Source organism: Hassallia byssoidea VB512170 (genome assembly GCF_000817785.2).
Classification (GTDB): domain Bacteria; phylum Cyanobacteriota; class Cyanobacteriia; order Cyanobacteriales; family Nostocaceae; genus Hassallia; species Hassallia carrinoi.
The window spans coordinates 1-12,590 of the sequence record NZ_JTCM02000153.1 but is presented as its reverse complement, the minus strand read 5'-3'; the positions used below and the strand labels follow the sequence as shown (position 1 = coordinate 12,590).

The 12,590-nt window shown below is 41.5% G+C and carries 14 protein-coding genes; 11 read left to right on the top strand and 3 right to left on the bottom strand.

Annotated features, from left to right (window positions below; genetic code table 11):
- Positions 1-84 precede the first annotated feature (84 nt).
- Positions 85-705, bottom strand: a complete 621-nt coding sequence (locus tag PI95_RS32585; RefSeq protein ID WP_163519400.1) for a DUF4058 family protein — start codon at positions 703-705, stop codon at positions 85-87.
- Between the two features lie 222 nt (positions 706-927).
- Here PI95_RS32585 and PI95_RS32580 point away from each other — a divergent pair, with 222 nt between their 5' ends.
- The 11 genes from PI95_RS32580 (at position 928) to PI95_RS32525 (ending at position 11,094) form a co-directional block, all read left to right on the top strand.
- Entirely contained in the window at positions 928-1,200 is a 273-nt protein-coding gene (locus PI95_RS32580) for a hypothetical protein (protein WP_039738731.1), read from the top strand.
- The gene (locus PI95_RS32575; RefSeq protein ID WP_336507651.1) at positions 1,197-1,532 is read left to right on the top strand and encodes a clan AA aspartic protease; all 336 of its coding nucleotides are present in this window, start codon (positions 1,197-1,199) and stop codon (positions 1,530-1,532) included. Before PI95_RS32580 ends, PI95_RS32575 begins: the two co-directional genes overlap by 4 nt.
- Before the next feature lie 314 nt (positions 1,533-1,846).
- Complete coding sequence (locus tag PI95_RS32570) at positions 1,847-2,710, top strand: GNAT family N-acetyltransferase (RefSeq protein WP_039738729.1); 864 nt, start codon at positions 1,847-1,849, stop codon at positions 2,708-2,710.
- 87 nt (positions 2,711-2,797) lie between these two features.
- Positions 2,798-3,067: a hypothetical protein gene (locus tag PI95_RS36430; RefSeq protein WP_236117291.1), complete on the top strand. Its 270-nt coding sequence runs from the start codon at positions 2,798-2,800 to the stop codon at positions 3,065-3,067.
- A gap of 484 nt (positions 3,068-3,551) precedes the next feature.
- On the top strand, positions 3,552-4,127 hold the full coding sequence (locus PI95_RS32555) for a TerD family protein (protein WP_039738725.1): 576 nt from the start codon (positions 3,552-3,554) through the stop codon (positions 4,125-4,127).
- Positions 4,128-4,137: 10 nt separating this feature from the next.
- On the top strand, positions 4,138-4,743 hold the full coding sequence (locus tag PI95_RS32550) for a TerD family protein (RefSeq protein WP_039738723.1): 606 nt from the start codon (positions 4,138-4,140) through the stop codon (positions 4,741-4,743).
- Between the two features lie 21 nt (positions 4,744-4,764).
- Complete coding sequence (locus PI95_RS32545; protein ID WP_052324728.1) at positions 4,765-5,373, top strand: tellurium resistance protein TerA; 609 nt, start codon at positions 4,765-4,767, stop codon at positions 5,371-5,373.
- A gap of 1 nt (position 5,374) precedes the next feature.
- Positions 5,375-6,070 carry a zinc-dependent metalloprotease family protein gene (locus PI95_RS32540; protein WP_039738719.1) on the top strand — a complete coding sequence of 232 codons (696 nt, stop codon included), beginning with the start codon at positions 5,375-5,377 and terminating at the stop codon, positions 6,068-6,070.
- Positions 6,071-6,264: 194 nt separating this feature from the next.
- The gene (locus PI95_RS32535) at positions 6,265-9,219 is read left to right on the top strand and encodes a calcium-translocating P-type ATPase, PMCA-type (protein ID WP_039738717.1); all 2,955 of its coding nucleotides are present in this window, start codon (positions 6,265-6,267) and stop codon (positions 9,217-9,219) included.
- A 141-nt stretch (positions 9,220-9,360) separates the two neighbouring features.
- Positions 9,361-9,933 (top strand): signal peptidase I, encoded by a 573-nt coding sequence (gene lepB / locus PI95_RS32530; protein WP_039738716.1) that lies wholly within the window; start codon positions 9,361-9,363, stop codon positions 9,931-9,933.
- A gap of 132 nt (positions 9,934-10,065) precedes the next feature.
- Positions 10,066-11,094, top strand: a complete 1,029-nt coding sequence (locus PI95_RS32525) for an aldo/keto reductase (protein WP_039738715.1) — start codon at positions 10,066-10,068, stop codon at positions 11,092-11,094.
- 350 nt (positions 11,095-11,444) lie between these two features.
- Here the strand turns inward: PI95_RS32525 and PI95_RS32520 are convergent, their stop codons facing one another.
- Both PI95_RS32520 and PI95_RS32515 read right to left on the bottom strand, forming a co-directional pair.
- Positions 11,445-11,975 carry a ComEA family DNA-binding protein gene (locus PI95_RS32520; protein ID WP_039740331.1) on the bottom strand — a complete coding sequence of 177 codons (531 nt, stop codon included), beginning with the start codon at positions 11,973-11,975 and terminating at the stop codon, positions 11,445-11,447.
- A gap of 14 nt (positions 11,976-11,989) precedes the next feature.
- The gene (locus PI95_RS32515; protein WP_039738712.1) at positions 11,990-12,364 is read right to left on the bottom strand and encodes an NINE protein; all 375 of its coding nucleotides are present in this window, start codon (positions 12,362-12,364) and stop codon (positions 11,990-11,992) included.
- Between the last annotated feature and the right edge of the window lie 226 nt (positions 12,365-12,590).

Below are 12,590 nucleotides of genomic sequence, written 5' to 3'. Positions count from 1 at the left end.
TAGACAAAAATGGACAGCCTTCATCCGAGGATATCGTGGGGTATCGCGGATCTATAAAACAAGGCTGTCCATTTTTGTCCAGGTTCATTCCAAGGGTACGGGAATTGTGGGCAGGGTATCTTGTAATGTCACAGACCACACATCGATAACCCCAGATCCTGCACGGGTAAGTGTAACCAAGTATGGCACATCTGGTAGGCGTGGGTGATTAAATGGACGGGTTCCCCTACGCAACAAGTCAATTTCAATCAGATGGACGTTGGCATTATAGAGGCGTCGGCGTTTTTTGCGGTAGTCAGTGATATTCGGTTCGCGCTTATTTGCAGGTGAGAGAATTTCAATACACGATACAAGTACGTTGTTGGTGGTGTCTCGAATTTCGACGGTGGGGACGCGGACTGCAACGGGTTGAATAACTGGAAGCGTCAGTGGTACGGGTGTTGTGGCAATATTTGATTGGCGAGTGTCTGGTTCTGGTATTGAGGTACGCTGTCGTATTTGCAACACTTCCACATCAGGGTAGAGGATGCCAATTTCGCACTCAGGAGATGTGTCTTCCACGACGTATATTTCCAACCGTGCGGCATATTTAGGACGTAACTGCGGTGCGAGAAAGGCTCGAAGTTTGCCGGAGAGCGCGTTATGCACATCGGGCCACAGTCCTGCTTCGAGGTATGAGTCCATGCCGGGAAAAGGGGAGGGCATCGCAATTAAATGGCAACCTACGCTTTCATTCTAGAGGTTGTGGCGTTGGTACGTGCGTGGTGTTGCTTTATTCCCCAGTACAACATCGTGAATCGAAGCGAGGTAGATATTTGACGCTCTTGTTGCTTAACCCAAAGATGAGCAGACGTGGAAAATTCAGTTTGAATCTACAACAGATAATCAAGTAGAATCAATACACACTAACAACAAAGAAGCAAAGCCGTGCAAAGCATACTTTTAAGCCGCGAAGAAGTTGGACGACGTGCTAGAGAAATATACGAAAACAGCATTCGTCAACAAGTGGAAACAGAAGAAAACATCGGTAAGATGGTGATTATTGACATAGAAACAGGTGAATATGCGGTTGATAAAATAGGCATAGAATCAGCACATTTATTGCGTCAAAAGAACCCATTAGCTCGACTATATGGTATTCGCATTGGTTATAAAGTTGCTGTTTCCTTCTGTGGCTTTTTGGAGCGGGATTCACAGTGATTTCTGGTATTGTCAAGGATGGACACGCAACTGTTAATGTAGAATTTAGACTGCCAAATATCCCAGATTTTACTATTGAATTTGTTATAGACACAGGTTTTACAGATTACCTTTGTCTACCACCGGAAGCCGTTGCTTTGTTGGGTTTACCCTTCATATATGAACTACCTGCAAATCTAGCTAATAATAGTTGGGTAGATATACCAGTACATCAAGCTACCATTATTTGGAATGGCGAAGAAAGGATAGTTAATGTACTTGCGACAGGAAAGCGACCTTTGCTAGGTACAGCTTTACTTGATGAGCAAGTTCCTTATAATACAGTTTCCTGAGGGCGGTTTAGTAACAATTGATGAGTTGTAATTGTTTGCTGGATATATCGACTTATTATCAACAGCAATAAGAATTATTACCTCAAGGCGTTGAATAAAATTGAAAACTTTAGATTTTGGATTTGAGATTAAATATCATATTTTTAATTAAAAATTTCAAAACGGTGAGGGAAGCCTTTACCGTTTTTTTGTTGTTTACTGAGACCACAAAAATACAAACACTAGATAAATCTAACCTTATTCCTTTTCCCCTCGGTAAGAAAAAGCGTTTAGTCAGTTTAAAATTTGGATAACCAGGTGTGGAGTCAAAAATCATGATAAATGCCTTAAAAATCCGGCAGATGACACCAAAAGATGTGCAGCTTGCCCTAAACTGGGCAGCAGCAGAAGGTTGGAATCCTGGTATCAATGATGCAATAGCCTTTCATGCTACCGATCCAACGGGATTCTTGATCGGAGAAGTAAATGGTGAACCAATTGCCTGCATCTCTGCTGTTTGTTATGATGCGACTTTTGGTTTTATCGGACTTTATATTGTTAAAAATAAATGGCGTAAACAGGGATACGGGACACAGATTTGGCAAGCTGCTTGGCAACAGTTGAATCTAAAATTAGAAGAGAATAAACGCAGTGTAGCCCTAGACGCAGTTGTGGAAAGAGAAGCAACTTACCGTAAAATTGGTTTTACCCCGGCTTATCGTCATATTTGTCATGTTTACGAAGCTACTAATTCTCATGTCCTCCCAACAGATGTAGTTCCACTAGTTGATGTACCTTTAACAGAAGTCATCCGTTATGATGCAGAACTTTTTGGTGTCAGTCGTCCTCAGTTTCTACAACCTTGGATTAACGTCCAAGAAGGGACTGCCTATGGTGTGGTAAATGCTGGTAAATTGAAAGGTTATGGTGTCATTCGTCCTTGTCATCAAGGCTTCAAAATAGGTCCGTTATTTGCGGATAATAGGGAAATTGCTGAATGCCTTTTTCAAGCTTTAACTAGTCATGCTGCTCTAGAGCCAGTATTTATTGATATACCAGATGCGAATTCGGCGATCGCCTTTTTTACTCGACGCTATAATTTGCAACAATCATTCACCTATATTCGCATGTATTGCTATAGAACACTTATCACTGATCTAAATCGCATCTTCGGTGCAACTACTCTCTCATTAGGTTAGGGTGCGCGGGGCTTGATAACGCACACTACTAAAATTTATGAAAAAACTTACACTTTTGTGCTTAGGAATTCTTTTTAGCTTGATTATTTGCTTGTCCATCAACGCCGCAATAGCATTGCACTCAGCCTGCTTTGTGGCAAGTTTATCAGCGATCGCTCAAAAGTGCGATTGGATGTTGATTTAACTCATGCGATCGCTCCCTCAATTCCAGTATGGTCAGGATTTGCTCGCTTCATTGCTATCTGTCCACCAGACTGGCAATATGGCGTTTCCGTCGGTGAGATTCCTGAATCTCCTCTAGCAAAAGCATCATTACCACTTCACTGGGATAAACAGCTTGGTGTACGGGTACGCTAGAACGCATTAGTTGCCTATGGCGGGAGAAAAGCGCGATCGCACTTCAAGAGCGAACACAGAAGCGGTAATAAAATTTAACCTTCAATAATCCGCTAATCTTGCCTGCTCTTGGCGGCAATGACTACCTCATTTACAGGCGATCGCCTAGTAATCGAAAAAACTCTTATAAATTTCACCTGCCCAAAACTGGCGACATTATCGTTTAAATTAATAAATAGCTTGAGTAATACCACTCAAAAAAATCAATTTTACAAATAAATAATTAAGTATTCATCCGCAAGCAATTTGTAAAAAAAAATACATAGTTGCCAAATGAATCTGTAAAAGTTGAAATAACAGCTTTTAATATCAGCAGACTTGAATAAATTAAGGATGAAGTGCTATTACAAAGCTGATTTTTTAGTAATGTTTTTGGTGCATTGCTATCAATTTTATACAGGTTTTTTTGCATATACATCATTTATCTCAAAAGGAAGATTGAGGTATGACAATTACATTGACAAAAGGACAGCGTGTATCACTCGACAAAGTTGCACCAGGACTTACTGAAGTATTTGTTGGTTTGGGATGGGATGTCAAAGCAATGGACACAGGCTTTGACTTTGACTTAGACGCATCAGTTTTCTTATTGGGAAGTAACGAAAAACTACTTTCTGATAACCACTTTATTTTCTACAACAACCTCACCAGCCCAGATTCAAATAAATCAGTTCAACACACAGGAGATAATCTTACAGGCGCAGGCGATGGTGATGATGAAGTCATCAAGATTAATCTGCGTTCATGTCCTGCTGAAGTTCAGAAAATTATCATTACTGTAACCATCCACGAAGCCGCAGAAAGACATCAAAACTTTGGTCAAGTTCAAAATGCCTTTGTGCGTGTTGTTAATGCTCAAACTAGCCAAGAAGTAGTTCGATACGACTTAGTTGAGGATTACTCAATCGAAACTGCATTAGTTATGGCTGAAATCTATCGCAAAGACGGAGAGTGGCGTTTAAATGCCGTTGGCTCTGGCTATCAAGGTGGATTAAAAGCTTTATTAGACCGTTATAGCTAGGAGATTTATTATGGCAATTAGTTTGCAGAAAGGACAGAGAATTTCACTTTCTAAAGAAGCTCCCGGTCTAACCAAAATGATGTGCGGACTTGGCTGGGATGTTGCAAAGCGATCGGGCGGCGGATTTTTTAGTAATTTTGGTGGCGGTGGTCATGAATATGACCTAGATGCATCTGTGATTTGCCTAGATGCGAATGGCAAATTAACAGCTAAAGAGAATATCATCTACTTTGGTAATCTTCAGCATTTATCGGGAGCAATCACTCATACAGGAGACAATTTGACTGGTGCAGGCGATGGCGATGATGAAGTGATTATTGTCGATTTGCCTCGTGTACCTGCCCAAATTGCCAAGTTAGTTTTTGTAGTTAACATTTACGAATGCATTGCTCGTAAACAAGATTTTGGTCAAGTCGAAAATGCCTTTGTGCGTTTAGTTAATAGTTCTAATAATAAAGAACTAGCTCGATATAATCTCTCTGGCAAAGATTATAACGGGATGACTGGGATGATTTTAGCTGAAGTGTATCGACACAATAATGAGTGGAAAATGGCAGCTATAGGCAATGGCATCAATGTCAATGGGTTAGGGGAACTTATTGGATTTTACTGTTGAATACTGAGGAAACTCATAATTATGGCTATTACACTTCAAAAAAGTGGCGATTCCCACAAAATAGACTTAAGTAAAGCTGGTAACTCTAAGCAGGTAACAGTTCATGTCAACCTAAATTGGAACCAGCAATCTAATCAAAACGCTGGATTTTTTGCCAAGTTAGTTGGAGGTAACAGCGCTCCTGACCTTGACTTAGGTTGTATGTATGAGACGGTTAATGGTGCTAAAGGAGTCATCCAACCTTTAGGAGGAAATTTTGGAGCAAAAAATTCTCCTCCTTATATCTTTCTTGATAAAGATGACCGTACTGGGGCTGCTTCAGACGGTGAAAATATGTTCATTTACAGACCAGATACTATCAAACGAGTCATGTTTTTTGCTTTGATTTATCAGGGAGCGCCCGATTTTGGTTCTGTGGGTGGTCGGATGCTTTTCAAAGTTAGTAATGGCGAAGAAATTTATCTCGAACTCAATAATCCAGATAAAAATCGACCTTTATGTGCAGCAGCTATGGTGAGCAATCTCGGATCTCAAGTAACGATTTTGAAGGAAGAGAAATACTTTAGCGGACACAAAGAAGCAGACGATTATTATCGTTTTGGCTTTAATTGGGTAGCTGGCTCAAAATAAAATGTCGCTTTACGATCGCCTGAATCTCACTAAAACTAATCGTAAGCTTAAAATTCCAATTTGGGAACGGATTAACCTGACTAGACCGCCAAAACCGCGCTGTCAAGGTTGCCGTTCCCGTATCCAAATCAACTGGCGAGTATGTCCGTTTTGTGGATGGTTGATTGCTGGGAAAAATAGCGAAATTCGTCATTGTGTCTGGGTCGATATTTCAGGTATGAATATCAGTACTGAGGACGATGTAATGCTAGAAATTATCGCAGATTCCCTAGCTCAAGTCTTCAGTGCTTTTAGAAGTGTCAATCTCTTCTTAACTTCAGATCCACCTGATCAAAAACAGTGGGGACAAAACTTTACCCATGTCTATGTGTTTGTCGATCAACAGCCAGTTGACTATCTGGGAATTGCTAGTTTTAGTCGTGGCAAAGTTACAGACCGTGCTGCTGTTCGCATAGACCAAATACTTAATGCTTCTTATCGCGCAAGTCTAAATATTAGCCAATTGTCGAACTTAATTGCTAATACTATCACCCACGAAATCGGTCACACTTTAGGATTAGACCACTCTCAACTGCCAACAGATGTGATGCATGATGGGTTAGATCATCGAATTCACAGCTTGATGCCTCCCTCGTTTCATGCTGAACAAATCATCTTGATGAATAATGCTATTCGCAAACATAAAAGCTTGGCATAGCGTTTTTCAACGCACCAGTTAGCTGAGTAAGCGCTAAGGTGAATCAGTCGGCGGAGTCGGTTTCCGTCCCGTCGAACTGATGAACCCGAAGGGTACGCAGAGTTTTGGCGATTTGTATTTAGGCTTATTCAAAAATTGAGTTTTGATGTGGAATTTAGAGAGTTTATTGCTTTTGAGAATTGAAGAGATTTAACATGCTTACTAATGATAAGAAAGCTCAATTACCTTTTACAGGATTAACTTCTGAACAGGTCAAGGTCAATCGTGAAAAGTACGGTGCTAATGTTCTCACTCCTCCAAAACGTGACCCTTTGTGGAAATTGTTTTTAGAAAAATTTGAAGATCCGGTAATTCGGATTTTGATGATTGCGGCAGCGATCGCTATTACTGTCGGGATTTTTGAAGGTGAATATGCTGAAGGCTTGGGGATTGTAGCTGCTATTTTATTAGCTACTACTCTCGCCTTTGTCAACGAATATAAAGCAAGTCAAGAATTTGATATCCTTAATCAAGTTTATGATGAAGTTGCAATTAAAGTTATCCGAGATGGCAACTTTACCACCATTCCCCGCAAAGATTTAGTTGTCGGTGATATTGTATACGTCGAACAAGGTGAAGAAATCCCGGCTGATGGACAAATTTTAGAGGAAGTCTCTCTAGAAATCGACCAGTCAAAAATCACCGGCGAAGCAGAACCAGTTAAAAAACTTACTCAAGCTGACTTCTTAGCTCAAGGTATCAAAGAGCAAACTTACCCCGCTGACAAAGTTTATCGCAGCACGATGGTTGAGCAAGGATATGGTTATTTAGAAATTATTGCCGTTGGTGATAATACTGAAATTGGTCAATTATCCACAGCGATCGCTTCTGTAGAATCTCAAGAAGAAACACCGCTCAATCGTCAATTAGAAAAACTTAGCAAACTGATTGGCGTAGTTGGTCTTGGCTTTGCTGGTGTCACTTTTTTATCTTTGCTGGTACGCGGTTTTGTCACCAAAGAGTTAAGCCTGAGTTCTCAACAATGGTATGTTGTTGGACTGTTAATTGCTAGTGTGTTAGTGGCACTTAGTCGAGTGTGGCTGCCTGTGATTTACGATGGTTTGGAGTTAGCTGGTAGTAAACTTGCAGCACCAGAATGGTTAGAAAACAATGGTTTGATTAGCTGGCTGAAAACTGTTGGTATAGGGCTTGCAATTTTCGCTGTTGGGCTTGGTTTAGGCTATCCTCTAGGACTAATTCCTGGTTCTGTGAATAACTGGATACCTGCTAGTGTTGCTAAAGCCTTGCTGCATTATTTCATGGTAGCTGTAACGATTATTGTCGTAGCTGTTCCAGAAGGGTTGGCGATGAGTGTTACTCTCAGCCTAGCCTATAGTATGAGAAAGATGGCTGCATCAAATAATTTGGTGCGTCGAATGCACGCTTGCGAAACTATCGGTTCCGCGACAGTGATTTGTTCTGATAAAACTGGCACTTTGACCCAAAATCAAATGCGGGTGCATGAAGTCGATTTTCCCAGTTTGAAATCTCAATTGATGCCAGCAGTTAGAGATGTGCAAGCATTAATTGCCGAAGCGATCGCTACTAATAGTACTGCTGATTTAGAGAAAAAACCTTTAACTGCTCCTCGTGCTATTGGCAACGCTACCGAAGGAGCTTTACTTTTATGGTTAGATAGTCAGGAAATTGATTATATATCCTACCGCAGTAACTTTCAAATTAAAAACCGAATGCCCTTTTCTGGTCAGAAAAAATACATGGGTACAATCGGCACTTCATCTGTAACCGGGGAGGATGTACTTTATATCAAAGGAGCGCCAGAAGTAATTTTAGAACGTTGTTCGCACATTTTGACAGAACAAGGGTTAGAACCACTAAAGCAGAAAGCAGCGATCGCATCTCTAATTAAAGAATACCAAAAGCGAGGAATGCGGGCGCTTGGATTTGCTTACCATGATGTCCCCCAGCATTCGACTGAGACGGATTTAGATGAAATTGCTCACAATATGACTTGGCTGGGGTTTGTGGCAATTATAGACCCCTTGCGTCCAGAAGTACCTGATGCCATTGATGCTTGCTTACATGCAGGGATGCAGGTAAAAGTTGTCACAGGTGATAACTCGGAGACAGCGAAAGAAATTGCCCGTCAAATTGGACTTTGGGAAAAAGATGATGATTTTAATAGCGGTTATCTGCATCTAACCGGTCAACAATTTGCCCAACTCAGTGACTTTGAAGCAAGTCAGGCAGTGCTGGAATTAAAAATACTTTCCAGAGCGCGACCGCTTGATAAACTAAGGTTGGTGAAACTGTTACAAGCTCAAGGTGCGGTGGTAGGTGTTACTGGCGATGGTACAAACGATGCTGCGGCACTCAAACAAGCCCAAGTAGGTTTAGCAATGGGGAGTGGTACAGCGATCGCTAAAGAAGCCAGCGACATCATTCTCCTTGACGATTCTTTCGGTAGTATTGTGAATGCAGTTGTTTGGGGGCGATCGCTTTACCAAAATATCCAAAGATTTATTCTGTTTCAATTAACCATCAATGTTGTCGCTTTGGGAATTGCTTTAGTTGGTCCATTCATCGGAGTCGCGCTTCCTCTAACTGTGACACAAATGTTGTGGGTGAACTTGATTATGGACACTTTTGCGGCTTTAGCTTTAGCAACTGAACCTCCCAATCAAAAGGTGATGCAGCACTCTCCCCGTCACCCAGAAGCCTTTATTGTCACCCGAACAATGGCACAGAATATTTTTTCTGTTGGGTTAGGATTTTTGATATTTCTGATTGGCTTTTTACGTTACATTCGCCGAGACGGAGATATAAGTACTTATGAACTTTCTGTGTTCTTCGCCGTATTTGTAATGTTACAGTTTTGGAACTTGTTTAATGCTCGATGTCTGGGGTTAAAGCAATCTGCTTTTACAGGCTTGTCTAAGAATAAAGGATTTGTGGCGATCGCTATCACCATCTTAATCGGACAGATATTGATTATTCAGTTTGGTGGTAGCGCATTTAGAACAGTGCCTTTATCTTTCATCGACTGGATAACTATCATTGCCGGAACATCTACAGTGCTTTTGGCTGGGGAGTTATGGCGCTTCAGTACGCGGCGAAGAAGGAAAAATCGTCTTGGTAAATCCTATTAAAAGAAGTCCGAAATCAGTCTTTAAAAAAACGGTAGAGTAATTTAACTCTCTACCGTTTTTTATGCGATCGCTTTTTTGATTATTTAGCGTCACAATAATCAAGTATTGTTATAACTTGTTTAATAACAGCTGAAAATTTCTATGACTCTTCACGAAAGTGACGCAAAACAGACTTCCGCATCGTCTAAAGTATGGCGTATTTGGCAAGAAAATCTGACGTTAGTTGCGATCGCCTTATGTCTTGCCCTCTTTATTCGGACTTTTGTTGCCGAACCGCGCTACATTCCCTCTGATTCGATGTTGCCAACATTATACACAGGCGATCGCTTGGTGGTAGAAAAAATCTCCTACAAATTCCACCCCCCCCAAACTGGGGATATCATCGTATTTCAGCCACCACTCGAACTGCAACGTCGCGGATATCCCAAAGACCAAGCTTTCATCAAGCGCGTCATCGGTGAACCAGGGGAAGTAATTACCGTTGTCAAAGGTAAAGTCTACCTCAACGGGCAACCCCTGCAAGAAGACTACATCGCTGAACCAGCAAATCAGCCCTTCCCACCCGTGACAGTCCCCAAAGATGAATTTTTTGTTATGGGAGACAACCGTAACGATAGCAACGATTCTCGTTACTGGGGGTTTTTACCGAGAAAAAACATCATTGGTAAAGCAATTTTTCGCTTTTGGCCCCTCGATCGCATTGGATTGATTTAACTTATATACCTCAAGTGCCTACCTTAAGATAGAAGACGAAACAACACTAAGTAAACCATTTGACCGATGTCGCTCCAAGCTTAGAGATCGAAGATTGTCTAGTAGGAACAAACACCATTAAGGATAGACTTCGTGGATATCAATAGGCGAGATTTCCTGAAGACAGCTTCGATTTCCGGTTTGGCTGCGGGAGTAGCAGCTTCTGAAGGTTTTCTCAGTCCACTTTTAGCGGCAACACCTCAACAGACAACCAGAAACGGTGATATGATTTACCGCACAATGGGACGCACAAAAGAGAAAGTCTCTGTCATCGGTTTGGGTGGTCATCATATCGGACGGCAAAAAGACGAGCAAGAAAGCATTAAAATTATCCGCAGTGCGATTGATCGTGGAATTAATTTCATGGACAACTGCTGGGATTACCACAACGGTGGTAGCGAAATTCGCATGGGTAAGGCGTTACAAGACGGCTACCGCCAAAAAGTCTTTCTCATGACCAAAATTGATGGTCGCACAAAAGAATCTGCTGCGAAGCAAATTGACGAGTCTCTGAAACGTCTACAGACGGATCGTGTCGATTTAATGCAATTTCATGAAGTTATCCGTTTAGAAGACCCAGACCGTATTTTTGCTAAAGGTGGTGCAGCAGAAGCAGTGCTAGAAGCGCAAAAAGCAGGTAAGGTTCGCTACATTGGCTTTACCGGACACAAAGATCCCTTGGTTCACCTGAGGATGCTAGAAATTGCCGCTGAAAATAACTTCCGTTTCGACACAGTGCAGCTGCCACTTAATGTTATGGATGCCCATTTTCGCAGTTTTGAGCGTGCAGTTTTACCCAGATTGGTACAAAATCAAATCGGTGTGCTGGGTATGAAATCAATGGGCGATCAAATTATTCTTAAAAGTAATACAGTTAAGCCTATTGAGTGCCTTCATTACGCAATGAACCTGCCAACCTCAACTGTAATTACAGGCATTGACAGTATGTCCATTCTCAACCAAGCGTTTGAGGCAGCACGCACATTTAAGCCGATGAGTCAAGAGCAAACCGCAGCTTTGCTTGCAAAAACTGCTAAAGTTGCTGCCAAAGGTGAGTACGAATTATTTAAGATTAGCGATCGCTTTGACGGTACAGCTAAGAATCCTCAGTGGCTGGGGTAGCTACTACAAAGGTAAAATTTACAAGTTTCGTGTTCTGAACTCGAAGTTTCACCTTCCGAACTCGAAGTTTCACCTTCTGAAGCTCAAGTTTCACCTTCTGAACTCGAAGTTTCACCTTCCGAACTCGAAGTTTCACCTTCTGAACTCGAAGTTTCGTGTTCCAAACTCGAAGTTTCACCTTCTGAAGCTCAAGTTTCGTGTTCCAAACTCGAAGTTTCACCTTCTGAAGCTCAAGTTTCGTGTTCCAAGCTTGACAGGGATAGTTATTATATACTCGTAGTAAGCGATTTATCGCTTATCTTAACCACTAAAGTGGTTACTACGGGCTTAAAGTTACGTTTGTCGTGACTTTAAAACCTGAGATAATACATTAATTGCCCGATCGCCTCACCAGATATATTCAACCTCTGCTGAAAATCTATTAAGTTGCGATAATCTCCCTTTGATAAACGATTCTCTACTATTGCTTCAGCCAAAGACGCATTTATAAAAGGAATTTTTCCTAGATTCTCAAGCGTTGCCGTATTAATATTAATTTGCGTAGGATTGCTTAAAGCTTCGTCGTCATAATAACTAAAATCTAGAATCAGCTTTAGTGGTTCTAGTCGCGGTGCTGGTATACTTAAAGCAGCGGCAATATCTTCAATACAGTAAAATTTCACACCAATGCGCGAAAGTTCGACAAGCGATCGCGCTTGATGAATCGATAAACCCGGTAAACGCAACCAATCATCTACAGTTGCTTGATTCGCATCAATCCGGATACCCAATTGTGCAGCGATCGCAATTTCTTCCCCAGATTGTAGTCGATAATAAGGATCGTTAAGCAGCCGGTAACGGAGTTTTTGCAACCTGGGATTCAAAGGTAGCCAATTGTTCATCATTTTCGCACTTTTCAGGTAATTTGGTCTAACAATTGGCGGCGTTTTTGCTCAAATTCGTACTCAGAAATTAACCCATCTTGCCTGAGAGTATCCAGCGATCGCAAAGCTTCAGCCATAGCAGTTATCCGATCGCTATTCGCTTGTAAATTTTTGACCGCTGACTTACCTAAATTAAAATTACGATCGAAAGCTTCTTCATCTTGCGCTAAATACCAAACTCCCTCAATCGCGCTAGCTACCTTAGGAATCGGTGTCCAGGAAAGCAACACATATAATAAACCCCATAAAGGCTGTCCCAAATAAAATTTATGTAATCCCGAAATTGTCAGCGTGCCAGAAAAAGCTAAAATGGCAGCTATGCTTCGGCTTTTTCGCTTAGTCAACATATTCCCAATTAATTTATCACTACCATAGTTCTGACACAACTAGAGCGATCGCTTTGCCAACGCTCTTTTCAATGCTACAATGCAAACACATATTTAGTCACACGAACACAAGCATTCAAATTGGTCTGCTTATAAGGAATGAGGTTGAAAACCGTGGAGGGAGAGGAACGCAGTTCCGTATCCCGTGCTTTAGACCACGGATGAAAACCAGCAGTAGGATTTATCC